A 24,883-nucleotide genomic window follows, 5' to 3' on the forward strand; every position below is an offset into this window, starting at 1 on the left:
ATGAAGAAGACACGTCCCGAACGCCGTCAGGGAGCCGTCGTGGTCCGCGGCGACCTCGTCTCCGACTCCACCCATGACCAGCGACTTCTTGATCGCAGAGGCCCCGCCGACTGGCTGCACATGGACCCGTGGCGGGTGATGCGCATCCAGGCGGAGTTCGTGGAGGGCTTCGGTCAGCTCGCCGAACTGCCTCAGGCGGTGACGGTCTTCGGGTCCGCCCGGAGTTCCGCGGACACGCCCGAGTATGAGCTGGGCGTCCGGATCGGCCGGAAACTCTCCGAGGCGGGCTACGCCGTGATCACCGGTGGCGGGCCCGGCTGCATGGAGGCGGCCAACAAGGGGGCCAGGGAGGCGGGCGGGGTCTCCGTCGGCCTCGGCATCGAGCTCCCCTTCGAGCAGCACATGAACGAATACGTGGATCTCGGCATCGAGTTCCGCTACTTCTTCGTCCGCAAGACCATGTTCGTGAAGTACGCCTGCGGCTTCATCGCGCTGCCGGGCGGCTTCGGCACGATGGACGAGCTGTTCGAGGCGCTGACGCTGGTCCAGACGCGCAAGGTCACCTCCTTCCCCGTCGTGCTGGTGGGCACGGAGTTCTGGGGAGGGCTGCTCGACTGGATCAAGAACACCCTCATGCCCAGCGGCAAGATCTCTTCGGCGGACGTGGATCTCGTCCACCTCACCGACGACGTGGACGAGGCCGTACGGATCATCGTCGACGCCGACCGGAACAGGGTGGAGCGGCTCAGGGAGGAACAGCGGGCGGCCCGCAACACGGTCGGTGACGCCCAATAAGGTTTGCCCGTGTTCATCTGTGTATTCCTGGCATCGAGTCAGAAGATCGACAACAAGTATCTGGTCCTGGCCGAGGAGGTCGGCGCCGAGCTGGCCAGGCGGGGGCACACGCTGGTGAGCGGGGGAGCCAAGGTCTCCTGCATGGGCGCGGTGGCGCGGGCGGCGCGCGCGGGCGGGGCCCGGACCATCGGGGTGATCCCGCAGGCCCTGGTGGACATCGAGGTCTCCGACGAGGCGTCCGACGAGCTGATCGTCACCACCGACATGCGCGAGCGCAAGGGCGTCATGGACGCCCGCTCCGACGCCTTCCTGGTCCTGCCCGGCGGCATCGGGACGCTGGAGGAGCTGTTCGAGATCTGGACGTCGCGGACGATCGGCCTGCACGACAAGCCGCTGGTGCTCCTCGACCCGTGGGGCGTCTACGCGCCGCTGAGGACCCTGGTCGAGGGGATGCACGAGCAGGGGTTCACCCGGCCGGACGTCTTCGACGCGATCTCCTGGACCACCACGGTCGAGGAGGCGTTCCGGCACCTGGAGAAGACGACCACGCACCTGGTGCCCAGTGCCGAGGAGCTAGGCGAGGCCACGGCGGGTTAGCTCGGGCGGCCGCCGCCCGGCCAGGGACTCGGTCATCTCGACCGCCAGCCGTACCTGGGCGGGGCGGGTGGTGCGGAAGACCCAGGCGCCGGCCCAGGCGCAGACCGAGGCCGCGGCGAGCTCCGCGGCCTCGCTGCCGTCTCCGGTCAGCGCGGCGGGCGTGACGGCGACCGTGCGCCCGGCGCGGACGAGCTCCTCGATCTCGGCGATCGAGTGGGCCTCGGCCCAATCGGGTTCACCCGGTTCATCGGGAGCGAGTACCACGAGAGCTCTCATGCCGCGATCCTAGATCAGAGGAGTTGTGGCACGATTCGTATGTGCTGGTCGTACTCGCTCTCGCTGCCGTAGCCATCCTCGTAGGCGTGGTGGTGGTCGCCATGGGAGGAGGCGGCGAACTGAGCGAGTTCGCTCCCGACGTCCCCCCGCTGGATCTGCCCGCCGCCGGGCCGGTCGGCGCCGCCGACCTCATGGCCCTGCAACTCCCGGTCAGCCTCGTCGGTTATCACACGCAGAGCGTGGACGAGGCGCTGAACCGGGTCGTGAACGCGCTGGGCGAGCGGGACACCAGGATCGCGGTGCTCGAACAGCGGGTGTCGGAGCTGCTGGCGAGCAGGCTCCAGGCCCGCCAGGAGATCTACGCCGGCCCGCTGACCGCCCCGCGCACCGAGCACGAGCCCGAGGGGCCCGCGGAGTTCCCCGAGCTGTCCGAGGCACCGCCGGAGTCGCTCGCCGCCCGCGACGGCGACGGTGAAGACGTCCGTGGGGATGACGGCGCAGACGTCCGGGAGGGCGTCCGTGAAGACATCCGCGACGGCGCCCGGAAGGATGTCCGGGAGGGCGACGGCGAAGACGCCGGGGACGGCGGTCGGGAGGACGGCCGGGCGGACGCCCGCGAGGGGGACGGCGATCGGGAGGACGGCCGGGCGGACGCCCGCGACGGCGGTCGGGAGGACGTCCGGGAGGACGGCCGGGGGCGCGACCGGCTGGGCGTGCCGGACGCGAAGGAGATCCGATGACCGAGCCCGCGCAGCCCGTCCGCTGCGGCTGGGTGAGCTCGGCCCCCGACTACGTCGCCTACCACGACGATGAGTGGGGCCGCAGGGTCGAGGGCGACGACCGCGTGTTCGAGCGGCTCACCCTGGAGGCCTTCCAGTCCGGCCTGTCATGGATCACGATCCTGCGCAAGCGGGAGAACTTCCGGGCCGCCTTCGCCGGGTTCTCGATCCCGGCCGTGGCGGCGTTCGACCAGTCCGACGTGGACCGCCTGCTGGCCGACGCCGGCATCGTCCGCAACCGGGCCAAGATCGAGGCCGCGATCGCCAACGCCAGGGCCGCCCTCGACGTCGGCCTGTCCGACCTCGTCTGGAGCCACGCCGACCCGGCCTCCCCCGTCCCGAAGACCCTGGCGGACGTGCCCGCCCAGACTCCCGGCTCCAAGGCGCTCGCCAAGGAGCTCAGATCGCACGGCTTCCGGTTCGTCGGCCCCACCACCGCCTACGCGCTGATGCAGGCCATCGGCCTGGTCAACGACCACCTGTCCGACTGCTGGGTGCGCGACGCCGGCAGGTAGCGCCCCCGGCGGGCCGGCGGTCTCCCGGTCAGCCCCGCCGTGCCCGAGCCGTGTCCGAGAGCGGTGCTCCGAGTCGTGTCCCGAGGGCCGTGCGCCGAGAGCGGTGCTCCGAGCCGTGTCCGAGAGCCGTCCCCTGAAGCCGTGCACCGAGAGGAGAACGGCCGCCCCCATGATCGGCCGGACGGGGCTAGCGGCCCTCGAAGACGGGGCGCTCCTTGTTGAGGAAGGCGCGGGTGGCGTTCAGATGGTCGGCGGTCTTGGCGCAGGCGTCCTGGAGGTCGGCCTCCAGGGCCAGGGCGTCGGCCAGGGAACCGCTCGCGGCGGACTCCAGCGCCCGCTTGGTGGCGGCGTAGGCGCTCGTCGGGCCCTGTGCCAGCCGTACGGCCAGGGCGTGGGCCGCGGCGGCCAGCTCGTCGGCGGGGACGACCTTGGAGACGACGCCGAGCTCCAGCGCGCGGGCCGCGTCGAAGGGCTCGCCGAGCAGCAGGAGCTCGGCCGCGCGGGCCGGGCCGACCAGGCGCTGGAGCGTCCAGGACGCGCCGGAGTCCGGGGCCAGGCCGATGCCGGTGAAGGCCATCGCGAACTTCGCCCTGTCGGAGGCGATCCGCAGGTCGCAGGCGAAGGCCAGGGAGGCGCCCGCGCCCGCGGCGACGCCGTTCACCGCCGCGACGACCGGCTTGCCCATCTCGGTGATCGTGCGGATGATCGGGTTGTAGTGCGTGCGCACGGTGTCGTTCAGGCCCCGGCCCGCCTCCAGGTTGGCGGCGTGCTCGTTGAGGTCCTGGCCCGCGCAGAACGCCCGGCCCGACCCGGTCAGCAGCACCGCCCGTACGGCGTGGGCCTGCGAGGCCCTGGTCAGCGCCTCGAGGAGGTCGGCCTTCGCCCGCACCGTCAGCGAGTTCATCGCCTCCGGCCGGTCCAGGGTGATGGTGGCGACGGCGTCGTCGCCGACGGAGTAGAGAACGTCGTTCAACGGAGAGGCTCCTTCTGGGGCTCGGTCAGATGGCGGTCGACGAACGCGGCGGCGGCGGGGAGCAGGCGGGCCGCCTCCTGCTCGAAGTAGGCCCTGGCCTTCTCACCGGGCCAGCCCGGCGGCAGGAGGTCGGCGGGGAGCCCGGGGTCCCGGAACAGGAAGTTGCGCCAGCCGTGCAGCAGCCTGCTCCGGGTGGCGAACACCCGGTCGTCGGCGGCGTCCTCGGGCAGCGCGCCGATCAGGTCGACCGCCCGGGACAGCCACTCCTCGTAGGCCGCGCCGATGCCGTCCAGATCCCAGGTCCTGGCGACCAGCGCCCTGGGGTCGCCGTCGAGCACCGCGTCGAACCGGTCGGCGCGGACGCCCTCCCCGGCGAGGAGCGCGCCGAGCTCGGGGGAGGGGCGCGGACCTATCCAGGTCGTCTCCGACAGCGGGGCGTAGCCGAGGAAGGCCAGATCGGCCTTCAGCCGCTCCCGGCGGGGCCGCTCGCGCACCGGTCCGACCACGAGTATGTGCCACCGGCCGGTCCAGGTGATCGTCCCAACTCGGTAAATTCTCAGCGCCGTCTCGTCGAGACGGCGCACGCACCTGGGGGTGACCTCGTAGCCGGGCCCCTGCGGCAGCCGGGCGGGGGTCAGCCAGCCCTGCCGGACCATCCGCGAGACGGCGGTACGGACGGCCGGAGGGGCGATATCCAACGGTGCGAGCAGGCGGACGAGGGCGGCTACGGACGCGCGACCGCCTCGGGACCGCAGGTGGTCCCCATACAGATCGAAGAGAGCGGCACGGGCGTTCACGAGGACAAGTTTGGTCGTCTGAAGGGTCTCGGACAACGGTCTTGATTGCCCGATGAGTCGATGCTGAGGCTGATCGTTCCCATTCCGAGCGCGGAGACGGGATAATAGGACATCACAGAAGACGTGAATGCGTCGGCCACCCTCGGGTCAGTCGGAGATCCGGAGCCCGAAGCAGGAAGGGATACACGCATGGCGGCTATGAAGCCGAGGACCGGTGATGGTCCGCTGGAGGTCGTCAAAGAAGGCAGGGGAATCGTCATGCGGGTCCCTCTGGAGGGTGGCGGCCGGCTCGTCGTCGAACTCTCGGCGGACGAAGCCAGCGCCCTTGGTGAGGAATTGAAGAAGGTCGTCGTCTGATCCCGATCTGAGACACAGCGGTGTAGCCGGGCCTTATCTGATCTTGCTTGGAGAGCATGACACCCGCCATGGCCCACGCGACCGCGACCGATGAACACGGCCCTGGCCGCCGGACCGCCCTGTGGCGGCTCGCGCCAGGGCCGTAGTGTTCTTCCCGGATGATGACTGGAGTTCGCATGCCCATATCTCCCTATCTGCTGCTGCCCCGCGCCCCCTACGGGCGGGGCCTGTCCGCCGCGGCCTCCCCGGCCCCCTCCGGGAGCGGTGAGGCCGCCGAGGCCCCCGTCGCGGAGGACGCCCAGCTGTTCGCGGTCCCCTTCGCGGCGGACCTCGCACCCGAGGTGGACCTACCGCTGCCCGCCGCCGCGCTGCTGGCCCACTACGAGGCCAAGGGCGAGGCCGGCGAGGTCGTCGAGGTCCCCGTCGCGAACGGTGAGACCGTCGGCCGGATGCTGCTCTACGGGATCGGCGACGGCTCGGCCGGCGCCCTGCGCAAGGCCGGCGCCGCGGTGGCCAGGCGGGGCAAGGGCAGAGACGCGATCAGGATCGTGCTGCCCGAGGGGCCGGTGGCCGCGTTCGTGGAGGGCGCCCTGCTGGCCACCTACACCTTCCGGATCGGCGAGGCGAAGTCCCCGCCGGTGGCGGTGGTCGAGTTCGTCGGTGACGGAGTCGAGGCCGAGGTCGCCAGGGGCGAGGTGATCGCCAAGGCCGTCTCCCTCGCCAGGGACCTGGCCAACATGCCCTCCTCGGTGAAGACCCCCGCCTGGCTCGCCGAGCGCGCCGCGGAGCAGGGCGTCACCGCCAAGGTGTGGGACGAGGAGGAGCTGCGCGCCGGGAGGTTCGGCGGCATCGTCGCCGTCGGCCAGGGGTCGGCCAACCCGCCGCGCCTGATCCGGCTGTCCTACGAGCCCGAGGGCGCCACCGGTCACGTCGTCCTGGTCGGCAAGGGCATCACCTACGACACCGGCGGCCTGTCGCTCAAGCCGACCGAGGGCATGAAGTTCATGAAGACCGACATGGCCGGCGGCGCGGTCGTCATCGCGGTCCTGGGCGCGCTGGCCGCCCTCGGCGTGCGGGTCAGGGTCACCGGCCTGATCGCGGCCGCGGAGAACTCCTTCTCCGGCACGGCCCAGCGTCCCTCCGACGTGATCACCCAGTACGGCGGGCGGACCGTCGAGGTCCTCAACACCGACGCCGAGGGGCGCCTGGTGATGGCCGACGCGCTGGCCTACGCCGACGCCGAGCTGGACCCGGACGTCATGGTGGACATCGCCACGCTGACCGGGGCCATCGGCATCGCCCTGGGCAAGGACCTCGGCGCCGTCTTCGCCTCCGACGACGACCTGGCCGCCGAGCTGGCCGGGGCGGGCGAGAGCACCGGCGAGCGGCTCTGGCGGATGCCGCTGATCGACGACTACGTCCCGGCTCTCGACTCCAGCGTGGCCGATCTGGCCAACATCGAGGTCGGGTCGTCCTACGGCGCGGGTTCCATCACCGCGGCGCTGTTCCTGCGCGAGTTCACCGGCAAGCGGCCGTGGGCGCACCTGGACATCGCCGGCGTCGGCCGCAGCGGCGTGGACGAGGGCATCCTCAGCAAGGGCGCCACCGGCTACGGCGTGCGTCTGCTGCTGGAGTGGCTGTCTAGTCGGTGAGTTTGATGGCGGCCAGGATGCCGTCGCCGAGGGGCATCATCAGCGGGCGGAGCCGTTCGTCGGAACGGACCAGCTTGCCCAGCTCCCGCACGGCGACGGTGTCCGGGTCGCGCTGCGCCGGGTCGGCGACCCGGTTGTTCCACAGGGCGTTGTCGAAGACCACGATCCCGCCGGGACGCAGCAGGCGGACGGCCTCGGCCAGGTAGTCGCCGTACTCCTGCTGGGCGCCGTCGCAGAAGACCAGGTCGTAGCCGCCGTCGGACAGGCGGGGGAGGACGTCCAGGGCGCGGCCGGTGATCAGCCGGATCCGGCCGCCGGAGAAACCGGCCTGGGCGAAGCTCTGCCGTGCCAGACGCTGGTGCTCCGGCTCCACGTCCACGCTGGTGAGCGTGCCGTCCTGGCGCATGCCGCGGAGGAGCCACAGTCCGGACACACCGCAGCCGGTGCCGATCTCCACGACCGCACGGGCGTTGACGGCCGTGGCGAGGAAGCAGAGGGCGGCGCCGCCACCGGGCAGGATCGGGGGCGCTCCCACCTCCGCTCCGCGCTGACGCGCGGTGAGCAGGATCTCGTCCTCCGTGTGGAATTCCTCGGCATAGGCCAGAGTGGCCTCCAACGGACTTGTCGGCGTCTCTGCCATCGGCCTCTCCTCCCGCTTTCTCCGTACACAGTCATATAGGCACTGGGTCGCAGCCTAAGGGAGGCAGGCCCGATCGGGAACTCATGTCGCGCCCGGTGCGTTGCACGGTTTAAGCGGCCTTTGCCGGTCCTGAAGGTAGTGAGTGCGCACGAAGGGACGAAACCAGGCACTATGGCGATAGCGGTGGTCCCGGAGAGAGGAGTGCTGGTGGAGGAGTCCGACCACCAGACGGAAGCTCCCATGCCCGACTGGACGCCTCCCACCTGGGAGGAGGTGGTCAGGAACCATTCGGCGCGGGTGTACCGGCTGGCCTATCGGCTGACCGGCAACGTGCACGACGCCGAGGACCTCACACAGGAGGTCTTCGTCCGGGTCTTCAGGTCCCTGTCGAACTACACCCCGGGCACCTTCGAGGGGTGGCTGCACCGCATCACCACCAACCTGTTCCTCGACATGGCGCGGCGCAAGCAGCGAATCAGGTTCGAGGGGCTCGCCGACGACGCCGCCGAGCGGCTGCGCGGACGTGAGCCGTCCCCCGCCCAGGCGTACGACGACAGCCATCTGGAGCCGGACATCCAGGCGGCGCTCGACGCGCTCGCGCCGGAGTTCCGCGCGGCCGTCGTTCTGTGTGACATCGAGGGGCTGTCCTACGAGGAGATCGCCGCCACGCTCGGCGTGAAACTCGGCACGGTCCGCAGCCGCATCCACCGCGGCCGGGCGCAGTTGCGTGAGGCGCTGGAGCACCGCGCGCCCCGTGGCGACCAATTCCCCCCGACCATCACCCGCGGGGAGGAGTTCGCATGAGAAACCACAGTCATGACGAATGTCACGACGAGCCGCTTGGCAAGGAGTGGGCATGAGTCATCTCGGAGAGCGTGTTTCCGCACTGGTAGACGGTGAGCTGAACCACCATGAGCGCGACCGCGCCCTGTCGCATCTGACCTTCTGCGCAGCCTGCCGGGCCGAGGTCGACGCCATGCGGGCGCTGAAGAACCGGTTGCGATCCCTGGACGGGCCCGCCATGCCCGCCGACCTGACCATGTCGCTGCTGCGGATGTCCGAGCCCGGCGGCCCTTTACCGCCGCGTGAGCGGCCTTTCCCGATCTCGTCGGCCTCGCGGACGTTCGGCGGTGCGCCGATCCCGAGCATGCACAGCGTGGCGCCGCCGGACAACCGGCCGCGCGGCCGTGCCGGGGGAGGTCCCCGCCGGACGAGGAGGGCGGGTTACGTCGCGGTGGGCGTCGCCTCCGCGGCCGTGGCGATCGGCACGCTGTTCGTCGCGGGCGGCTCCGGCCCCAGCCCGCGTGTCGTGCCGCCGGTCGACATGTTCGCCAACCAGCACAGGAACACCGCGCCCTACGGAGGGTCGGCGACGCCGACCTTCTCCCCCACTCCGTGATCAGGCTGCCCGCCACCCTCGTTCTCGCCGCTGTCATGCTGCTGGGGCTGGTGGTGGGCAGTCCGGCGCACGCCGCCCGGCCGGACGAGCCCGAGGGCGACGACACCGGCCTGCACCTGCTGCGCGAGGCCGCGATCGCGGGCCGCACCCGCGGATACTCCGGCACCCAGTACGTCACCACCTGGGGCCGCTCCGGCTCCGGCGCCGTCTCCTCGGTGCTGGAGGTCCGCAACGTCCCCGGTGCGGGACTGACCGTGCACACCCAGCCGTCGGGCCTCGTCCAGAGGGTGGACCCCGGCACTCCCGCCGGCGGCATGTCGACCCCGTCCGAGACCATGCTCGAGGTGCTGGCCCGCAACTACCGGGTCATGGCCGCGGGCGGGGGGCGCGTCTGCGGCCGGCCGGCCCGTCTGGTCCACGTGGTGCGCGCGGACGGCACGGTCGCGGCCCGCTACTGGCTCGACGAGGCCGGAGGGCCGGTGCTGCGCCGCGAGCTCCTCGACGGTCACGGCAGGGTCGTCCACGCCGGGGCCTTCGTCGATCTGACCCTCGATCCGGCGCGGAAGGCCGCCGCTCCCGTGTCGGCCGCCGGCGGTCTCGACCTGGGGGAGACGCCCGGGCTGCTGGCCCGGGGCTGGCGTTTCCCCGCCGCTCTGCCCGGTCGTCTGGAGCTGTTCGCCGCGCACGACGCATCTCCTGGATACTTGTATCTGGGATATTCGGATGGCTTGTCAGTTGTGTCGGTTTTTGTCCAGCCCGGTGTCCTTGATGAGGAACGGCTCCGGGGATGGCATGCTCGGCAACGCAACGGGCATACGATCTGGATCCGGGACTCAGCCGAGCAGGAGACGATCTGGGCGAGTGGGGGTCATGTCTACACCGTCTTCGCGGACGCTCCGGCCGACATGGTCGACGCCGCCGTCGCGGCGCTGCCGCACGAGCCGGTGCCCGCGCCCGACCTGTGGACGCGGCTCGGCCGAGGGGCGGATCGCCTCCTGTCCTGGGTCAACCCCTTCGGGTAAAGGCGCGCTTTACATCTCTCGTATCCCGCTCACGGGAGGATTGCCGGGGCGTCCCTGTGAGCGGCCTCATACGAGGCAAGGAGTGGTGAATATTCGATGACCGACGAGACCCGTACCCGCGAGGCGCACGGTGCTGAGGGGCGTACGCCGTCGGACTTCACCGACGACAGAGGCCAGGCCTCCGAGCCCTCCCGTCCGGACTTCCTGCCCGCCGAAGAGGCGGTCCCCTCCCACGGCGAGCAGCCCCGCGACGACGGCTGGAGCCAGCTCGGCGGGCCGCCGGGCCGGGGCCGGTGGGGCCAGGCCCCGCAGGGCGGTCCCCAGCAGCCCCGGCCCGACGACCGGGGCGGGCAGCCCGGCCCGGGCGCTCATCCCGGCGAGAGCGGCTGGGGTGACCCGTCGGGCAGGGCGCGCCAGGACACCGCGGTCTTCGGCCCGCCGGCCGGTCCGCCCCCTCCGCCCTCCCAGGCGTTCGGCATGGGCCCCGGCTGGGCGCCGCCCCCAGGCGGCTACGCGGGCTCAGGCTACGCGGGCGCCGCGGCGCCCGGCCGGCGCGGGCCGCGCACCAGCACGCTGGTCGTCCTCGCCGTGGTGATCGCGCTGCTGGCCTCGACGCTGGGGAGCCTCGGCACCTACCTGCTCACCCGCCCCTCCGTCTCGGACCGCGACCCCTCCTTCAGCCTGGGGAAGGCGCCGACCGGCTCCAACTCCCGGCCTCCGGACTCGATCGCCGGAGTGGCGGCCAAGGTCCTGCCCAGCGTGGTCTCGCTGGCCGTCGACGGCGGCACCAGCGCGAGCACCGGCTCCGGCTTCCTGATCAAGGGAGGCTACGTGGTGACCAACAACCACGTGGTCGCCGCGGCCGCGCCGGGCGGTGAGATCCAGATCCAGTTCAGCAACCGCAAGTCCACCTCCGCCCGGATCATCGGCCGTGACCCCGAGTCCGACCTCGCGGTGGTCAAGCCCGAGGAGACCTTCGGAGCCCCGGAGATCAGCCTCGGCAACTCCGACAACGTGGTCGTGGGCGACCCGGTCGTGGCGATCGGCTCCCCGCTCGGCCTGGTCGGCACCGTCACCTCCGGCATCGTCAGCTCGCTCAACCGCCCGGTCCAGGCGGGGGAGGAGAACAGCTCCGACACCACCTGGCTCAGCGCCATCCAGACAGACGCCGCCATCAACCCCGGCAACTCCGGCGGCCCGCTGGTCAACGCCAACGGCGAGGTCATCGGGGTCAACTCGGCGATCGCCACACTCGGCAGGTCGGCCGGCGGGCAGAGCGGCAGCATAGGTCTCGGCTTCGCCATCCCGGTGAACCACGCCCGCCGCATCGCCGAGGAGCTGGTCACCACCGGCGTCGCCAAGAAGTCGCGGATCGGCATCACCATCGACCAGACCTATCAGGGCGCCGGGGTCCGCATCGACAGCGAGGTCAAGCAGGGCACCCGCCCGGTCGAGCCGGACGGCCCCGCCGACAAGGCGGGTCTCAAGCCCGGTGACGTCATCCTGGAGGTCAACGGCACGGTGGTGCAGGACAGCACCGAACTGATCGCGCTGATCAGGAACAAAGCCCCCGGAGAGAAGCTGTCGATCAAGTTCCAGCGCGGCGGTCAGGAGAAGACGGCCACCGTGACCGTCGGCGCGGCCGCGCAACCCACGTCCACACCCACACCCCGGCCTTCCTGACCAGCGATATGGTCGGGTGCGTGCTTGGGGTTGGGGGCATTAGTCTGGAAGCTCTCCGGGTGTATGCCCGGGGAGCCGCCCTAGCGTTGTCCCGGTAGGAGATCACCGTGTTCGGACTCGGCTGGCCTGAGATCGTGGCGCTGGTGGTCATCGCCCTGCTCGTCTTCGGCCCGGAGAAACTTCCCCAGGCCGCCGCCCAGGCGGGCAAGACGCTGCGCAACCTCCGCAACATGGCCAACAACGCCAAGACCGACCTGCAGGCCGGGCTCGGTCCCGAGTTCGCCGACTTCGACCCGGCGGACCTCAACCCGAAGAACTTCGTCCGCAAGCACCTCACCGGTGAGCTGGAGGACGACTGGAACCGCCCGGCGGCCACCGTGGCGGCCGCCGCCCCGATGGCCGCCGACTCCTACGCGGCCGAGGCGGCCGGTGAGCTCGGATACGGCGAGCTCCCGCCGTACGACTCGGAGGCGACCTGAGCCCGGCGAGATCCCGTCCCGGAGCCGTGGGCGGGCGGGCCCGATGAACGGCGAAACCGGAGCCGCGGGCGGCCCGGCCCGATGAACGGCGAAAGAGGCGCCCTCCTTCACGGAGGGCGCCTCTCGTCGTGCCGGGGGAGCCTAGCGGCCCCGGGTGGGGGAGATGCCGAGCTGCATGCCCTTGAGGCTGCCCGACTTCTTACTCAGACCGGCGGCGATACGGCTCAGCTCGGCGGCGGCCGGGGCGTCGGGGTCGGTGAGCACCAGCGGCTTGCCCTCGTCGCCGCCCTCGCGCAGCCGCATGTCGATCGGCACCTGACCGAGGAGCGGCACGCGGGCGCCGAGGGTGCGGGTCAGCGCGTCGGCCACGGTCTGGCCGCCGCCCTCGCCGAAGACGGAGATCCGCTCGTCGCAGTGCGGGCAGGGCAGCCAGGACATGTTCTCGATGACGCCGGCGATCTGCTGGTGGGTCTGCACGGCGATCGACCCGGCGCGCTCGGCCACCTCGGCGGCGGCCTGCTGCGGGGTGGTCACCACGAGGATCTCGGCCGACGGCATCCGCTGCGCCACCGAGATCGCGATGTCGCCGGTGCCCGGGGGCAGGTCCATCAGCAGGACGTCGAGGTCGCCCCAGTAGACGTCGGCGAGGAACTGGTGCAGCGCCCGGTCCAGCATCGGACCGCGCCACACGACCGGGGTGTTGCCCTCGGGCTTGAACATGCCGACCGAGATCACCTTGATGTCATGCGCCACCGGCGGCATGATCATGTCTTCGACCTTGGTGGGGCGCTCGGAGACGCCGAGCATGCGGGGGATGCTGTGGCCGTAGATGTCGGCGTCCACGACGCCGACCTTGAGGCCGTTGGCGGCCATCGAGGCGGCCAGGTTGACGGTGACGGAGGACTTGCCGACGCCCCCCTTGCCGGAGGCGACCGCGAAGACGCGGGTCAGCGAGCCGGCCTGGGCGAAGGGGATCTCCTTCTCGGGGCCCTTGTCGCCGCGCAGCTTGGTCTGGAGCGTCTTGCGCTGCTCGGCGCTCATCACGTCCATCTCGACCTGGACGCCGCGCACACCGTCGATCTTGGAGACCGCGCCGGTGACGTCACGCGTGATGGTGTCCTTCATGGGACAGCCCGACACGGTGAGGAAGATCCCGACACGGACCGTCCCCTCGGGCGAGATGTCGACGCTCTTGACCATGTCGAGCTCGGTGATCGGCCGACGGATCTCAGGGTCGTTGACGGTCGCGAGAGCGGCCATCACCAGTTCCGGGGTAGGTGCCATCGAAGTGTCGGCACCAGGCCGTCACCCTGCGGCGACGGGAGGATGCCGTCCCTCCTTGTCTATGTGTCCAGGCGTTCTACGGGCAGGGCTTGTCCGTCGCAGCGCCCATGTGGCTGAGCGAGAGGCCGCTCCCACAGGAGAGCGGAGGAGTCACGGACCCATGGTATGAACCCAGGGGCCATGGGAGGAATTCCGGCGCCTGGCCATGACGGTCAGACTCGGACAATTCGCTGTGTAGATGCGCGTGCAACGTTCTAAGGTTACTCCGTGACCGTGACCGTGGCAGCAGGCGAGTCGAGAGAGGCCATCAGCTCGCAGGAGCTGGCGGTCTGGCGCATGCTCCAGCGGGCCCAGGTCCGCATCACCCGGGTTCTGGAGGCCGACCTGCTGGTCGAGCACGATCTGGCGCTGGCCTCCTACGACGTGCTCACGCAGCTGTCGGAGTCGCCCGACCGGCGGCTGCGGATGAACGACCTGGCCGACCGGGTGCTCCTGTCGCGCAGTGGCCTGACCCGGCTCGTCGACCGCCTCCAGCGCGACGGCCTGGTCGAGCGCGAGGCCTGCGCCAGCGACGCGCGGGGCCTGTTCGCGGTCCTCACCGACGACGGCGCCGTACGGCTGGCCGAGGCCACGCCCACCTACCTGCGCGGCGTCCGCGCCCAGTTCCTGGACATCCTCGACGCCGGCGAGCTGCGCCAGTGCGCGGCGATGCTGAACAAGCTCTTCCCCGCCCCGGCCGACGAGGAGCTCCCCGCCTAGTACTCCAGTGACACATCGCGATCATGGTTGGGATCTGCGCTGGTAGTGGCAGTGTCGGGCGGTTGTCTGATGGCGACGCCGCCAGTCTGACCAGCGCAGGGGGTACGTGATCGTGTGGGTCGTGGTCAAGATGAGCGCGGCCGGTAACCGCCGGATCTCTCACCAAGCGTCACTGGAGTACTGGATGGTCACCCCACGGGGTGGCGGACGGAGCGCGTCACGGGCACTTCGCGCGCATCTTGGGGCTCCAGCCGTTGTGGACGACGTACTTGCGTCCTGCGTAGTAGCTGACCTGGCCCTGCAGGCGGTAGGTGAAGATGGTCCCCCGCTTGCAGCCCTTGTACAACGTCTTCTTGCCGGCCCCGTACCAGGAGGCGCTGGAGATGTTCTGCCAGCCCCACGCGCGCTTGCGCTGAAGCATGATCTTGACGCGCTGGTTGCTGGAGCAGCCTATCGCCCAGCCGGTCGCGGCCACGTGTCCCTTGCGCATCTCCGGACGGTACACACGCACCTCACGACAGGACATCGCCGTCGAGCCGGCCGCCGCGGCGGCCGTGGTGACGGTGGTGACGGTGGTGAGGGAGGTCTGGGCGCTGGTCTGGACGGAGGCCTGCGCGGGGGCGCCCGCGGTCAGAGCCGCGGCGGCGACCGCCGCACCGACGACCATCGTGTTGAACGTTCGCATCGGGTTCTCCTTGGTGCTCGTCGTACTGGACACCGCGAAGGTAGCCAGGCCGATGTTGAGAACCTGTTGAGAACCTGTTGAGCGAACGATCGGCTGGTTGTTCTGTCCAGTGACACATCGCGATCATGGTTGGGATCTGCGCTGGTAGTGGCATCGGCGGGCGATGGCCTGATGGCGGCGGCGCCACTGTGACCAGCGCAGAATCTCCGCTATCCGGCGGGGCCGACTGCGCATGAGTACGGCCGGCAGACGGCGGATCGGCAACCACCGGTAACCGGATTGATCGACGTCGATCCGTGCCCACGCCCAGGCGTAGATCCGGTGCCCCTTGGCGCCGCGCCCGGCGCTGTAGCGGTGCCAGTGCCCGCTCTCCACACGCGCGGCGATCTCGGCCGCGGTCAGATCCGCACCCTCCAGACTCGCCCGCCGGCTACCCACGATCGCCGGCACATACCCCACTTCGCGTTCTTCCAGCAGGCGGCGCAGCCGGGGGTCTTGCCCATAGACCTCATCTCCCGTCACCCAGGACGCTTCGATCCCGGCCTCCAGCGCGGCGGTGATCATCTGCGCGGCCAGCACGGGCTTGGTGGCGAAAACGGCCTGCTCGGGCACGCCGGCCGCTCGGCACCGGGCGGCATCGGCCAGCCAGGTGCGCTCGGGCAGATACAACCTGCGGTCGATCAACGCCCGCCCGCGCGGGCAGGTATAAGCCAAGAACACGCCGACCTGGCCGTCTTCATGCGACCCCACCTGCCGAAGATCGCGAAGTGTCACTGGAGTACTAACCCGTCTCCCCGGAGCGGGGCGCGCCCGACGGCGCGTAGGGCTCCTGGAGCTCCTCCTGCAGGCGCTGCAGCTCCGAGCGGATGTAGTCGCGGGTGGCCACCTCGCCGAGTGCGATGCGCAGGGCCGCGATCTCCCGGGTCAGATACTCGACGTCGGCCTGGTTGCGCTCGGCCGCGCCGCGGTCGAGCTCGTTCTGGATCCGGTCCCGGTCGTCCTGCCGGTTCTGGGCGAGCAGGATCAGCGGCGCGGCGTAGGACGCCTGGAGCGAGAGGATCAGCGTGAGGAAGATGAACGGGTAGGGGTCGAAGCGCAGGTTCTCCGGGGCGAAGACATTCCACAGTGCCCAGACCGTTACGAAGACGGTCATGTAAACCAGGAACCTGGCGGTGCCGAGGAAGCGGGCGATCTGCTCCGACAGCCGCCCGAAGGCCTCCGGGTCGTAGTGCGGGCGCAGGCGCAGGCCCTGCTGCCTGGGCTGGTCGAGCCGCTCAGTCATGATCGGCCTCCGGCCCGTGGTCCCGTTCGCGCCAGTCGTCGGGGAGCAGGTGGTCGAGTACGTCGTCCACGGTGACGGCGCCGACCAGGCGGCCGACCTCGTCCACCACGGGCACCGCCATCAGGTTGTAGGTGGCCAGGTAGGAGGTCACCTGGTTCAGGGTGAACTCGGGCTTGATCGGGTCGATGGAGGTGTCCATGATGCCGCCGAGCAGCGCGGACGGCGGCTCGCGCAGCAGCCGCTGGAAGTGGGTGAGGCCGAGGTAGCGGCCGGTGGGCGTCTCGATGGGCTGCCGGGTCACGTAGACCTGCGCGGCCACCGTCGGGGTGACGTCCCGCTGGCGGATGTGGGCCAGGGCCTCGGCGACCGTGGCGTTCGGGGGGAGCACCACGGGCTGGCTCGTCATGATGCCGCCCGCGGTGTCCTCCGGGTAGACCAGCAGCCGCCGCACCGACGCGGCCTCCTCCGGCTCCATCAGCGCCATCAGCGCCTCGGCCTGCTCGGGCGGGAGGTCCTGGAGCAGGTCGGCCGCGTCGTCGGGGTTCATCTCCTCCAGCACGTCGGCGGCCCGGCTCGGGGCGAGCCGGCTCATGATGCCGATCTGGTCGCGCTCGGGGAGCTCTTCGAGCACGTCGGCCAGCCGTACGTCGTCGAGGGCCGCGGCCACCTCGACGCGCCGCTTGTCCGGCAGCTCGTGCAGGGCGCTGGCCAGGTCGGCGGCGCGCATGGTCTCGAAGGCGACCAGCAGGTTGGCCGCGCCCTGGTCCTTCTGCACGGCGCCGAAACCCTTGACCTCGGCCCAGTCCACGATCCTGGTCGGGCCGCGCCGCCGCAGCCCCAGGCCTGATCCGCCCTTGACCACCGCCACCTTGGTGATCGTCCACTCGGCGCGCCGGTTCTCCTCCATGGCCAGGTCCAGAACCGTCATCCGCTCGCCCTCGACCTCCACCACCAGGTCGAGGATCTCGCCGATGGCCAGCGTCTCCGTCGCCCGCTGCTCGAAGCGGCGCACGTTGATCTGGCCGCTGAAGACGACCGAACCGGCCTCGATGCCCCGGACCCGGGTGATGGGCAGGAAGACCCGCCGCCGGGGCTGGACCTCGACGACCAGCCCGTGCACGCGCGGCGGGGTGGTGCCGGCGATGGCCACCACCACGTCCCGCACCCGCCCGATCTGGTCACCGGCCGGGTCGAAGACCGGGGTGCCGGCGAGCCGTGCGATGAAGATCTTCACATTTGAAGCGTAGGTGGCGTCCCGGCGGCGCCGGTTCAAGGCACGCTCACATTTCGGACGCCCCCTTGCTGGGATCCGACCTGTCGTGACAGCATCAAAAGGACCATACGGTAGTTACATGGGTGGTGTCTTATGAGGCGTGCCGGTCTGCTGATCGCGTTTGCGTCGTCCTGGTGTTTCGCCTTCTCCGGGCCCATGGCCAAATATCTGGGCGCCGCGGGGCTGGCTCCGCTGGAGTCGGTCTGGGTGCGGATGGCGGGGGCCGGGCTGCTGCTCACCGGCGTCCTCGCGGTCGTCAGGCCCCGGGCGCTGCGCATCCCGCGCTCGCGGCTGCTGTTCTTCCTGGCCTACGCCGTGATCGCGGTCGCCGGCGTGCAGGCGCTGTATTTCGCGGCGATCACCCGGCTGCCGGTGGGCGTCACCCTGCTGATCGAGTTCACCTCACCGGTGCTGGTCGTGCTCTGGGTCCGGTTCGTCCGCCGGGTACGGCTGCCGCGCGCGGCCTTCGTCGGCGCCGTGGTCGCGGTGATCGGGCTCGGCATCGTGGTCGAGGCCTGGTCGGGCCTGGCCCTGGACCCGGTGGGTCTGCTGCTCGCCTTCGGTGCGGCGGCGTGCTGCGCCGGATACTTCCTGCTCAGCGACGGTTTCGGCGACGACGTCGACCCGCTCGGCCTGATCGCCTGGGGCCTGCTGGGCGCGGCCCTGGTGCTCGTCCCGATCTCCCAGCCGTGGGGCATCCCGTGGACGGCGTTCACCCGGACCGTGGCGCCCGAAGGCGGCCACGCCCTGCCGGCCCTGGCTGCGGTGATCTGGATGATCGTGATCGCCACGGTCGTCGCCTACATCCTCGGCGTCACCGCGGTCCGCCGCCTGTCGGCCGCGATCGGGTCCACCGTCGCCTCGCTGGAGGTCATCGCCGGTGCGGTGATCGCCTGGATCCTGGTGGGAGAGGCGCTCGGGCCCTTCCAGATCGCCGGCGGCCTCATCGTCCTGTCCGGCGCCTACCTGGCCCAGCGGGCCACGGCCGTCATGCCGGCCGCCCCGGTGGAGGTCAGGGAGCCGGTTCGCGCGGGGTGAGCCGTACCACCTGCGACCGGGCGGCCCAGCGGTCCGTCAGGCCCGCGCCGTCGACGGCGTTGAGCCGCTCCTTGGCGAGCGCCGCCACCGCCTCGGCGGACTCCGCCTGGTCCACCACCTCGACGGAGGCGTCGAAGACGACCAGCCGGCCGCCGTTGTCCTTGCTCCGGAGCGTCACCCGGACCTCGCCGGACTCGGCGAGGCCGGGCAGCGACTGCTCGCCGCCGCCGGTGACCACGTAGATCGCGCCGTCGTGCCAGGCGTGCCAGGCCAGCCGGGGCCGGTCCAGCGAAAGCCACAGGACCCCCGACTTCTTGGCGCCCTCTTCGATCACACCCATGAGACGAATGTACGGCCTGCGCCCTCCCGGAGCGGAGGGTGCGGGCCGTACGCGGTCACCGGATCAGCGGCCGGAGAGCTTTCACGCCGCCGCTGCCGCCGGCGGCGGGCCGGCCACGGGCGCGATGCCGCGGACACGGGAGCCCGGCCTGTCATGAGGGACGGGGCGGCCGCTAGCGTGTGCCCATGCGCTCGCGACGTTCGTGCCTGGCGGTGCCGGGCAGCAACCCCCGCTTCCTGGAGAAGGCCCAGGGCCTGCCCGCCGACGAGGTCTTCCTCGACCTGGAGGACTCCGTCGCGCCGCTCGCCAAGGAGGGGGCGCGCAAGAACATCGTGGCGGCCCTGCGCGAGGGCGACTGGTCCGGCAAGACGCGGGTCGTGCGGGTCAACGACCTGGGCACGCAGTGGACCTACCGGGACGTCATCGAGGTGGTGGAGGGCGCGGGGGAGTTCCTCGACTGCCTGATGCTGCCCAAGGTGGAGGACCCGACCCAGGTGGTCTGGCTCGACACGCTGCTCACCCAGATCGAGAAGGCCAACGGCCTGAAGGTGGGCGGGATCGGCATCGAGGCCCAGATCGAGAACGCCCGGGGCCTGGTCAACGTGGACGCCATCGCCGGCTCCTCCAGGCGCCTGGAGACGCTGGTCTTCGGTCCCGCCGACTTCATGGCCTCGATCAACATGCGGACCCTGGTGGTCGGCGAGCAGCCGCCCGGCTACACCGAGGGCGACGCCTACCACTACATCCTGATGCGCATCCTGATGGCCGCCCGCACCCACGATTTGCAGGCCATCGACGGCCCCTACCTGGCGATCAAGGATCTGGACGGCTACCGCCGGGTGGCCGGGCGGGCCGCGGCGCTCGGCTTCGACGGCAAGTGGGTGCTCCACCCCACCCAGGTCGAGGCCGCCAACGAGGTGTTCTCGCCGTCCCAGGAGGACTACGACCGCGCCGAGCTGATCCTCGACGCGTACGAGTACTACACGACGGTCGAGAAGCGCGGCGCGGTCATGCTCGGCGACGAGATGATCGACGAGGCGTCCAGGAAGATGGCGCTGGTGGTGGCGGCCAAGGGCAGGGCGGCGGGCCTCGGGCGCACCACCGCCTTCACCCCGCCTACAGCGTGATCCCGATCGTGGTGAAGAACCACAGCGAGGAGGTCAGCCAGAGCCCGGTCAGGGCGGTGAACGCCAGCCCGCCCAACAGCGGGAGGGTCCAGCCGGGCAGCCCCCGCCTGGGCAGCGCCAGCATCTTCGCCGTGAACACGCCGTAGAAGAAGCAGCCCAGCAGCGAGTGGATCATCACCCGGGGCGCGTCGAACTGGGCGCCCAGCGCGTACAGGCAGTGGAACGCCACCGGGACCGTCAGCAGGAACGCCGCCCGGCCCGACCAGCGGTGCAGGGTGCCGATCCACGGCGCCGCCAGCTTGATCCGGCCCCACATGACCAGGGCCGAGAGAAGCTGGACCACTCCCAGCGCGAACGCTCCGGTCGTGAGCCAGGCCTTCATGGCCAGCGGCCCGGAGAAGCCGGCCGGGCCGATCGCGTACCCGGTGGGCAGGTGGACGCGGCCGTACACGCCCAGCCCGACGGCGATCAGGCCGCCCGCGGCGAGCGGCACGAGCAGCGGGGCGAGGTTCTGCCGCCCCGGGATCCGCGAGACCTGTGTGTCAGTCATCAGAACTCCCCAATGAACTCGTCGACGTCCTCGGGCTCGACGACCTGGCCGTTGACGGCCGCGTTCCCGCCCGGCTCCGGGATCGCCACGTCGGCGGGCTCGCCGTCGACGAGGGTCAGCCCGACCCGGCTGCCGTCGTCCAGATAGATCCAGCCGGCCCGTACCTTCGCGCCGCGGACGACCGCGCTCGCCCGGTAGAGCCCGGAGGGCTTCTTCACGGTGGGCGCGCCGAAGTCCCACCGCCTGCCGCCGAACGCCAGCTCCCCGGCGGCCCGGCCCCGGCCGAGCCGGGCCACGACGGAGGCGCCGCCCGGTCCGGACAGGACGACCCTGCCGTCGGCGGCCCTGCCCCGGAGCCAGGCCTCGACCCTGCCGTCGCAGAAGTAGGCGATCGCCTTGCCGTCGCGGACGGAGATGGCGATGAGCCCGCCGTTGCCCTTGACCCGCCCGGCGTAGTCGGCCTTCGCGGGCGTGGGCCCGGCGGTCCCGGTGGCCTCGGGGGTGGCCCGCGCCCGCGGGGCGGCCGGTGTCCGCGAGGCGGTCGCGACCGCCTCGGCGGGGACGTCGCGCGCGTCGACGTTCCGCGCCGCCGGTGTGGTGATGACGCTGAGCGCGCCGAGTACGACCGCTGTCGCCGCTCCGGCCGCCAGTGTGTGGACGGGCCCCAGCCGTTTCATCGTCTGCTCCCCGGGGTGGTGGTTTCCTCCCGTCAGGTGTACGCCCGCCGGGCGCGGGCGTCTGTGAACAAATCCGCACAAGGACGGAAGTCATCCGGGAGCCGGGTGTCCACCCTGTGGACCGCGATCTCGGAATTACAGCGGCAAACAGTGATAATTCCGGCACTGACCCGATAAATCTGACTAGAGAGGTCTCGTCATCGCGGCTTCGACGTGTTGCTCTTGACTGTGTACGGCCAAGCCTCGATCACCCGGCAGATGGCAGGTGATCGTTCCGACGGAACGGGGTAGTAGTAGGGTCGCGTGCGATTTGCCGCTCCCGTAGGGGGTTGCGGCAGAGTGTCACGGAGACGGCTGGAACGGTCCGGGGTGGTGACCCCGGACGCAAACGGGCTTCCTACAGGAGGTGCTGAGCGTGGCCTCGGGCCCCCACGACCCGCGCTCGCGAGAGTGGCCGGCGGACGACGGCGGCCTCCGCGACGACGAGACGCCCCCGATCAGGTCCCAGGAGCCCCAGGAGTCCCCGCCGACGATCCAGCACTCCCCGCCCGGCCCCTCCGACGACAGTCCTCGGGGCCTCCCGCTGGCCTCCCCCTGGATGCTCCCGCCGTTCGCCTCGCCCACCCCGGACGACAGCGAGCCCCTCCAGGCCTGTCCCGAGGGCCTGGGCGGCGAGCGCCGCCGCCCCCACACCCAGCCCTACCCCTCCGCCTCCGGTCAGCCCTCCGCCGCCGGGGCCGGGCATGAGGACCCCCTGCCAGGGCGCCCGCCCCGTCGGCGGACAGCGGACCGACCGGACCTGCTGGTCGCCTCCGGGCCGCCGCGAGAGTCCGGCAAACGCCCCCGGCCGGACCTGCTGGTCGCCTCCGGGCCACCCCGCGAGCGCAGGGACGAGACCCGGCCCGCCCCTCCGGACGCCTCCGGACCGCCACACGAGTCCCCAGGTGAGACGTACGGGCCCGACGAGACGTACGGGCCCCGCGACGAGACGTACGGCCCCGGCGGTGAGATCCCCGCGACACCGGAACCGGGGCCCGGCCGGCCCGCCGTACCGGTTCAGGACGACTTCGAGCCGGTGCGCCGGGTGGGACGCCCTCCGGAGGGCCGGCCGGCCCGTCCGGACCTGCTGGTGGCCCAGGGCCCGCCGGGCAGGCGGGGGCCGAACGGCGGGCGGCACCACCGCACCGCCCCCGCGCCCTCAGCCATGCGCCGCTCCAGCCCGACCAGGCGCAGGCGCGGCCGTGGCCTAGTGATCCCCTTCCTCATGGTCCTGGTCCTGACCGTCGCGGTCGGCGGCGGCCTGGTGCTGTGGGGATGGGTGAGCGGCCCCTTCACCACCGGACTCCGACTGGTCGGCGACGAGGCGCACTCGGGGGACGCGAACTTCGTGCCGTCGCCCGGCGTCGGCGGCGACGGATCGAGTCAGGTGCTCAACGCCGTGGCCTCGGTGGGCACCGTCATGGTCGCCGTCGGCAGCGACACCACCAGCCCGGTCCCCCGGCCGCTGTTCCTGGTCTCCCCGGACGGGGGCGGCACCTGGCGGCTCGGCAAGGTGACCGGGCCGATGGGCTACGGCACGGGACCGGCCACGGTGGGGCTGGTGGCGGGCGGCGACGGCCGCTGGCTGGCCGCGGGGAACGACCTGCTCGGCGCCGGACGCGGCCTGTGGACCAGCGCCGACGGCCACAGCTGGAACGCGGTGGACCCCGGCGTGCTGGAGGCCTTCGCGGCGGGGGACAAGATCATGGACCTGGCCAGGACCTCCTCGGGCTTCGTCGCGGTGGGGACGACCGTACTCCCGGACGGCACCACTGGAGCCGTCGCGTGGGTCTTGTCCGACGAACGGGGCTGGGACCGGGTGACCACCGGGAAGGACGGCCTGCCGGACGGGACCCGGGGTCTCAAGGCGGTCGCCGCCAAGGGCGACGCCGTGGTGGCGCTGGGCGATCCGGCCCCGGGCGGATCCACCCCTGTCATCGCGCGCTCGACCGACGGGGGCAGGACCTGGCTGCGGACCGAGGCGTCGCGGGCGGCCGCCGTCCCCGGGCCGGGCGCGCTGGCCGCGGCCGCCGACGGGTTCGTGCTCGTCCCCACCCAGCGGAGCAGCGGCAAGGGCGAGGTGGAGGTCTACTGCTCGCCCCAGGGCGCCGACTGGACCCGGTGCGGCACCATCGGCGGCCTGGCCCCCGACGGCTCGGGCGTCAAGCGCCTGGCCTCCTCCTCGACCGGGGTGGCCGCCATCATCGAGTCCGGTTTCGAACGCTATGCCGTCTACACCAGCAAGGACGGCCATGACTGGAACAAGTCCACCGACCTCGGCCGGATGCCCGGTTCGCTGCGGGCGCTCGCCGTCTCCGACGAGGGCACGCTCGTCGTGGGCGGCGACGAACGCGCCGCCGACGTGGACAACCGCCTGGTCCTCATCACCGCGCCCAAGGGGGGCCGGGCACGGACGGTCCCCCTGAGCGGGATCGACGGGCTCGCCAGGGCCGCCCGCGAGACCGCCAGGGTGGCCGCCGGGGGAGGGAAGTTCGTCGCCGTGGGCGCCGCGTCCGGCGACGCGGGGATCTGGACCAGCACGGACGGTGAGAGCTGGCAGGCCGGTGGCCCGGTACAGGTCCTCGGCGGCTCGCGGCGGCAGGCGCTCAGCGACGTCGCGCAGAGCCGGCGAGGCTGGCTGGCCGTGGGCAGCACCATGACCGACGCCTCCTCCACCGAGCCCCTGCTCGTCACCTCCGCCGACGGCGCGAACTGGCGCAGGGTGCCCGTCCTGGGCGCCCTCGCCCCGGCCGCCGAGCACGACTTCCTCGCCCCCCACGCGGTCGCCGCGGGGCCGTCCGGCTACGTCCTGGCCGGTGAGGACCGCGGCCCGGCCGGGACCGTCCCGGTCGTGTGGTTCTCGCCCGACCTGAAGCGCTACACCAGGGCGGGCAAGCTCCCCGCCGGCGGCGGCGGGGTGCGGCTGCACGACGTCTCGGCGACCTCCTCCGGGTATGTGGCCGTCGGCGGCGCCGGTAACGCGGAACACGAGACCGGCGTGGTCTGGGTCTCGGCGGACGGGGTCGACTGGACCGCGCGCAAGCCGGTCCTGCCCCCCGGGGCGACGTCGGCGGGGTTGCGGCACGTGGTCCTGCACGGCGGCCACGTCGTCGCCGCCGGCACCGCCCGGACCGGGGACGGCCTCCGGGCCTTCGGCGCGGTCTCGGCGGACAACGGCACGACGTGGGAGTTCTCCTGGCTCCCCGCCGACCAGGCGGCCGCCGTACAGGATCTGGCCGCGACGGAGGAGGGCGTGGTGGCGGTCGGCTGGCAGGGACTGCCCGGCGAGGGCGACAGCGTGGCCTGGACCTCCGAGGACGGGCTGGACTGGCAGCGCCACACCCCCACCCAGGACAGTCTGGGCGGCGACGGCGCCCAGTGGCTCGGCGCGGTGGCGGTCGCCGGCGGCCAGGTCGTCGCCCTGGGCAGGTCCACCACCTACGACGCCGACCACCTCACGCTGTGGCGTTCCACCCTGACCGCGGCCCGATGACCGCCCATTCGACCAGGGCCTCCAGCAGGCCGGGGGCGAGCGGGAGCCGTACGAGCTCCTCGTGGGTGAACCACCGGGCGTCCACGGCGTCGTCCCCGGCGGCGAGCGTGCCGCCGGAGACCTCGGCCAGATAGTCGCGGATCTCGTAGACGAGGCCGCCCGGTCCGGAGTGGTCGGCGGTGCCGGCGAGGCGGCCCGCGGTGACCGTCAGGCCGGTCTCCTCCAGCACCTCGCGGACCACCGCCTCGGCGTCCGGCTCGCCCGGCTCGACCCGGCCGCCGGGGACGGACCAGAGGCCCGCGCCGGGCGGGTGCCCGCGGCGGATGAGAAGCATCCGCCCGGAGCCGTCATGGATGATCGCACCCACACAAT

The 24,883-nt window shown here is 71.9% G+C and carries 27 protein-coding genes and 2 pseudogenes; 15 read left to right on the top strand and 14 right to left on the bottom strand.

Annotated elements, in window-relative coordinates; all coding sequences use genetic code 11:
- Positions 1 to 795, top strand: coding sequence for an LOG family protein (locus tag BM085_RS24860; protein WP_093889411.1), 795 nt, complete (start codon positions 1 to 3; stop codon positions 793 to 795).
- 9 nt (positions 796 to 804) lie between these two features.
- Positions 805 to 1,392: an LOG family protein gene (locus BM085_RS24865; RefSeq protein ID WP_093889334.1), complete on the top strand. Its 588-nt coding sequence runs from the start codon at positions 805 to 807 to the stop codon at positions 1,390 to 1,392.
- On the opposite strand, the gene BM085_RS24870 is transcribed toward BM085_RS24865, so the two are convergent.
- Positions 1,369 to 1,668, bottom strand: a complete 300-nt coding sequence (locus BM085_RS24870; RefSeq protein WP_143121061.1) for a hypothetical protein — start codon at positions 1,666 to 1,668, stop codon at positions 1,369 to 1,371. The two genes, BM085_RS24865 and BM085_RS24870, sit on opposite strands and share 24 nt — an antisense overlap.
- A gap of 41 nt (positions 1,669 to 1,709) precedes the next feature.
- On the opposite strand from BM085_RS24870, the gene BM085_RS24875 reads away from it, so the two are divergent.
- Positions 1,710 to 2,408: a hypothetical protein gene (locus BM085_RS24875; protein WP_093889336.1), complete on the top strand. Its 699-nt coding sequence runs from the start codon at positions 1,710 to 1,712 to the stop codon at positions 2,406 to 2,408.
- Complete coding sequence (locus BM085_RS24880; RefSeq protein ID WP_093889337.1) at positions 2,405 to 2,962, top strand: DNA-3-methyladenine glycosylase I; 558 nt, start codon at positions 2,405 to 2,407, stop codon at positions 2,960 to 2,962. The genes BM085_RS24875 and BM085_RS24880 overlap by 4 nt, the downstream gene beginning before the upstream one ends.
- Before the next feature lie 187 nt (positions 2,963 to 3,149).
- Here the strand turns inward: BM085_RS24880 and BM085_RS24885 are convergent, their stop codons facing one another.
- Positions 3,150 to 3,935, bottom strand: a complete 786-nt coding sequence (locus tag BM085_RS24885) for an enoyl-CoA hydratase-related protein (protein WP_093889338.1) — start codon at positions 3,933 to 3,935, stop codon at positions 3,150 to 3,152.
- Positions 3,932 to 4,732 (bottom strand): PaaX family transcriptional regulator, encoded by an 801-nt coding sequence (locus tag BM085_RS24890; protein WP_093889412.1) that lies wholly within the window; start codon positions 4,730 to 4,732, stop codon positions 3,932 to 3,934. Before BM085_RS24890 ends, BM085_RS24885 begins: the two co-directional genes overlap by 4 nt.
- A gap of 189 nt (positions 4,733 to 4,921) precedes the next feature.
- Here BM085_RS24890 and BM085_RS24895 point away from each other — a divergent pair, with 189 nt between their 5' ends.
- Together BM085_RS24895 and BM085_RS24900 are read left to right on the top strand one after the other, a co-directional pair.
- Positions 4,922 to 5,089, top strand: coding sequence for a DUF3117 domain-containing protein (locus BM085_RS24895; RefSeq protein ID WP_012894793.1), 168 nt, complete (start codon positions 4,922 to 4,924; stop codon positions 5,087 to 5,089).
- A 176-nt stretch (positions 5,090 to 5,265) separates the two neighbouring features.
- Entirely contained in the window at positions 5,266 to 6,741 is a 1,476-nt protein-coding gene (locus tag BM085_RS24900; protein WP_093889339.1) for a leucyl aminopeptidase family protein, read from the top strand.
- Here BM085_RS24900 and BM085_RS24905 read toward each other — a convergent pair.
- On the bottom strand, positions 6,731 to 7,381 hold the full coding sequence (locus BM085_RS24905) for an O-methyltransferase (RefSeq protein ID WP_093889340.1): 651 nt from the start codon (positions 7,379 to 7,381) through the stop codon (positions 6,731 to 6,733). The two genes, BM085_RS24900 and BM085_RS24905, sit on opposite strands and share 11 nt — an antisense overlap.
- Positions 7,382 to 7,552: 171 nt before the next feature.
- On the opposite strand from BM085_RS24905, the gene sigE reads away from it, so the two are divergent.
- From sigE to BM085_RS24930, 5 genes are all read left to right on the top strand, one after another.
- On the top strand, positions 7,553 to 8,185 hold the full coding sequence (sigE, locus tag BM085_RS24910) for an RNA polymerase sigma factor SigE (RefSeq protein ID WP_031166687.1): 633 nt from the start codon (positions 7,553 to 7,555) through the stop codon (positions 8,183 to 8,185).
- A gap of 52 nt (positions 8,186 to 8,237) precedes the next feature.
- On the top strand, positions 8,238 to 8,780 hold the full coding sequence (locus BM085_RS24915) for an anti-sigma factor family protein (protein ID WP_093889341.1): 543 nt from the start codon (positions 8,238 to 8,240) through the stop codon (positions 8,778 to 8,780).
- Positions 8,777 to 9,802 carry a sigma-E factor regulatory protein RseB domain-containing protein gene (locus BM085_RS24920; protein WP_093889342.1) on the top strand — a complete coding sequence of 342 codons (1,026 nt, stop codon included), beginning with the start codon at positions 8,777 to 8,779 and terminating at the stop codon, positions 9,800 to 9,802. Before BM085_RS24915 ends, BM085_RS24920 begins: the two co-directional genes overlap by 4 nt.
- A 96-nt stretch (positions 9,803 to 9,898) precedes the next feature.
- On the top strand, positions 9,899 to 11,485 hold the full coding sequence (locus BM085_RS24925; protein ID WP_093889343.1) for a S1C family serine protease: 1,587 nt from the start codon (positions 9,899 to 9,901) through the stop codon (positions 11,483 to 11,485).
- Between the two features lie 107 nt (positions 11,486 to 11,592).
- Positions 11,593 to 11,964: a sec-independent translocase gene (locus BM085_RS24930; protein ID WP_086578466.1), complete on the top strand. Its 372-nt coding sequence runs from the start codon at positions 11,593 to 11,595 to the stop codon at positions 11,962 to 11,964.
- A gap of 141 nt (positions 11,965 to 12,105) precedes the next feature.
- Here the strand turns inward: BM085_RS24930 and BM085_RS24935 are convergent, their stop codons facing one another.
- Positions 12,106 to 13,248, bottom strand: a complete 1,143-nt coding sequence (locus BM085_RS24935; protein ID WP_086578465.1) for an Mrp/NBP35 family ATP-binding protein — start codon at positions 13,246 to 13,248, stop codon at positions 12,106 to 12,108.
- 267 nt (positions 13,249 to 13,515) lie between these two features.
- On the opposite strand from BM085_RS24935, the gene BM085_RS24940 reads away from it, so the two are divergent.
- Positions 13,516 to 14,007: a MarR family winged helix-turn-helix transcriptional regulator gene (locus tag BM085_RS24940; RefSeq protein WP_093889344.1), complete on the top strand. Its 492-nt coding sequence runs from the start codon at positions 13,516 to 13,518 to the stop codon at positions 14,005 to 14,007.
- A 21-nt stretch (positions 14,008 to 14,028) separates the two neighbouring features.
- On the opposite strand, the pseudogene BM085_RS47475 reads toward BM085_RS24940, so the two are convergent.
- From BM085_RS47475 to BM085_RS24960, 5 genes and pseudogenes are all read right to left on the bottom strand, one after another.
- Positions 14,029 to 14,166, bottom strand: a pseudogene (locus BM085_RS47475) (IS701 family transposase); the annotation flags it as partial.
- 58 nt (positions 14,167 to 14,224) lie between these two features.
- On the bottom strand, positions 14,225 to 14,692 hold the full coding sequence (locus BM085_RS24945; RefSeq protein WP_093889345.1) for a hypothetical protein: 468 nt from the start codon (positions 14,690 to 14,692) through the stop codon (positions 14,225 to 14,227).
- A gap of 123 nt (positions 14,693 to 14,815) precedes the next feature.
- Positions 14,816 to 15,439: pseudogene (locus tag BM085_RS24950) on the bottom strand (transposase); the annotation flags it as partial.
- A gap of 34 nt (positions 15,440 to 15,473) precedes the next feature.
- The gene (locus tag BM085_RS24955) at positions 15,474 to 15,974 is read right to left on the bottom strand and encodes a DUF1003 domain-containing protein (RefSeq protein WP_093889347.1); all 501 of its coding nucleotides are present in this window, start codon (positions 15,972 to 15,974) and stop codon (positions 15,474 to 15,476) included.
- The gene (locus tag BM085_RS24960; RefSeq protein ID WP_245789657.1) at positions 15,967 to 17,208 is read right to left on the bottom strand and encodes a magnesium transporter MgtE N-terminal domain-containing protein; all 1,242 of its coding nucleotides are present in this window, start codon (positions 17,206 to 17,208) and stop codon (positions 15,967 to 15,969) included. The genes BM085_RS24955 and BM085_RS24960 overlap by 8 nt, the downstream gene beginning before the upstream one ends.
- Before the next feature lie 132 nt (positions 17,209 to 17,340).
- Between BM085_RS24960 and BM085_RS24965 the strand changes: the two genes are divergently transcribed.
- Complete coding sequence (locus BM085_RS24965; protein WP_093889349.1) at positions 17,341 to 18,285, top strand: EamA family transporter; 945 nt, start codon at positions 17,341 to 17,343, stop codon at positions 18,283 to 18,285.
- Here the strand turns inward: BM085_RS24965 and BM085_RS24970 are convergent.
- On the bottom strand, positions 18,260 to 18,625 hold the full coding sequence (locus BM085_RS24970) for a hypothetical protein (RefSeq protein ID WP_093889350.1): 366 nt from the start codon (positions 18,623 to 18,625) through the stop codon (positions 18,260 to 18,262). The two genes, BM085_RS24965 and BM085_RS24970, sit on opposite strands and share 26 nt — an antisense overlap.
- Positions 18,626 to 18,810: 185 nt before the next feature.
- On the opposite strand from BM085_RS24970, the gene BM085_RS24975 reads away from it, so the two are divergent.
- On the top strand, positions 18,811 to 19,752 hold the full coding sequence (locus BM085_RS24975) for an HpcH/HpaI aldolase/citrate lyase family protein (RefSeq protein WP_093889351.1): 942 nt from the start codon (positions 18,811 to 18,813) through the stop codon (positions 19,750 to 19,752).
- Here the strand turns inward: BM085_RS24975 and BM085_RS24980 are convergent.
- Positions 19,742 to 20,302, bottom strand: a complete 561-nt coding sequence (locus BM085_RS24980) for a DUF6529 family protein (protein ID WP_093889352.1) — start codon at positions 20,300 to 20,302, stop codon at positions 19,742 to 19,744. The two genes, BM085_RS24975 and BM085_RS24980, sit on opposite strands and share 11 nt — an antisense overlap.
- Entirely contained in the window at positions 20,302 to 20,979 is a 678-nt protein-coding gene (locus BM085_RS24985; protein ID WP_093889353.1) for a hypothetical protein, read from the bottom strand. Before BM085_RS24985 ends, BM085_RS24980 begins: the two co-directional genes overlap by 1 nt.
- A gap of 415 nt (positions 20,980 to 21,394) precedes the next feature.
- Between BM085_RS24985 and BM085_RS44615 the strand changes: the two genes are divergently transcribed.
- Entirely contained in the window at positions 21,395 to 24,511 is a 3,117-nt protein-coding gene (locus BM085_RS44615) for a hypothetical protein (RefSeq protein WP_177245254.1), read from the top strand.
- On the opposite strand, the gene BM085_RS24995 is transcribed toward BM085_RS44615, so the two are convergent.
- A complete protein-coding gene (locus tag BM085_RS24995) occupies positions 24,474 to 24,878 on the bottom strand; it encodes an NUDIX hydrolase (protein ID WP_245789659.1) in 405 nt (134 codons plus the stop codon). The genes BM085_RS44615 and BM085_RS24995 overlap by 38 nt on opposite strands.
- Positions 24,879 to 24,883: the final 5 nt, after the last annotated feature.

The sequence above is a fragment of the Streptosporangium canum genome, assembly GCF_900113865.1.
Classification (GTDB): domain Bacteria; phylum Actinomycetota; class Actinomycetes; order Streptosporangiales; family Streptosporangiaceae; genus Streptosporangium; species Streptosporangium canum.

What these genes read in the sequence shown, in the direction of transcription:
- BM085_RS24970 (WP_093889350.1), bottom strand. Translation starts at nt 18,625, where the DNA reads ATGGGTGTGATCGAAGAGGGCGCCAAGAAGTCGGGGGTCCTGTGGCTT.
- BM085_RS24895 (WP_012894793.1), top strand. Translation starts at nt 4,922, where the DNA reads ATGGCGGCTATGAAGCCGAGGACCGGTGATGGTCCGCTGGAGGTCGTC.
- BM085_RS24985 (WP_093889353.1), bottom strand. Translation starts at nt 20,979, where the DNA reads ATGAAACGGCTGGGGCCCGTCCACACACTGGCGGCCGGAGCGGCGACA.
- BM085_RS24900 (WP_093889339.1), top strand. Translation starts at nt 5,266, where the DNA reads ATGCCCATATCTCCCTATCTGCTGCTGCCCCGCGCCCCCTACGGGCGG.
- BM085_RS24860 (WP_093889411.1), top strand. Translation starts at nt 1, where the DNA reads ATGAAGAAGACACGTCCCGAACGCCGTCAGGGAGCCGTCGTGGTCCGC.
- BM085_RS24915 (WP_093889341.1), top strand. Translation starts at nt 8,238, where the DNA reads ATGAGTCATCTCGGAGAGCGTGTTTCCGCACTGGTAGACGGTGAGCTG.
- BM085_RS24870 (WP_143121061.1), bottom strand. Translation starts at nt 1,668, where the DNA reads ATGAGAGCTCTCGTGGTACTCGCTCCCGATGAACCGGGTGAACCCGAT.
- sigE (WP_031166687.1), top strand. Translation starts at nt 7,553, where the DNA reads ATGGCGATAGCGGTGGTCCCGGAGAGAGGAGTGCTGGTGGAGGAGTCC.
- BM085_RS24925 (WP_093889343.1), top strand. Translation starts at nt 9,899, where the DNA reads ATGACCGACGAGACCCGTACCCGCGAGGCGCACGGTGCTGAGGGGCGT.
- BM085_RS24955 (WP_093889347.1), bottom strand. Translation starts at nt 15,974, where the DNA reads ATGACTGAGCGGCTCGACCAGCCCAGGCAGCAGGGCCTGCGCCTGCGC.
- BM085_RS24905 (WP_093889340.1), bottom strand. Translation starts at nt 7,381, where the DNA reads ATGGCAGAGACGCCGACAAGTCCGTTGGAGGCCACTCTGGCCTATGCC.
- BM085_RS24975 (WP_093889351.1), top strand. Translation starts at nt 18,811, where the DNA reads ATGCGCTCGCGACGTTCGTGCCTGGCGGTGCCGGGCAGCAACCCCCGC.
- BM085_RS24880 (WP_093889337.1), top strand. Translation starts at nt 2,405, where the DNA reads ATGACCGAGCCCGCGCAGCCCGTCCGCTGCGGCTGGGTGAGCTCGGCC.
- BM085_RS24965 (WP_093889349.1), top strand. Translation starts at nt 17,341, where the DNA reads ATGAGGCGTGCCGGTCTGCTGATCGCGTTTGCGTCGTCCTGGTGTTTC.
- BM085_RS24980 (WP_093889352.1), bottom strand. Translation starts at nt 20,302, where the DNA reads ATGACTGACACACAGGTCTCGCGGATCCCGGGGCGGCAGAACCTCGCC.
- BM085_RS24945 (WP_093889345.1), bottom strand. Translation starts at nt 14,692, where the DNA reads ATGCGAACGTTCAACACGATGGTCGTCGGTGCGGCGGTCGCCGCCGCG.
- BM085_RS24935 (WP_086578465.1), bottom strand. Translation starts at nt 13,248, where the DNA reads ATGGCACCTACCCCGGAACTGGTGATGGCCGCTCTCGCGACCGTCAAC.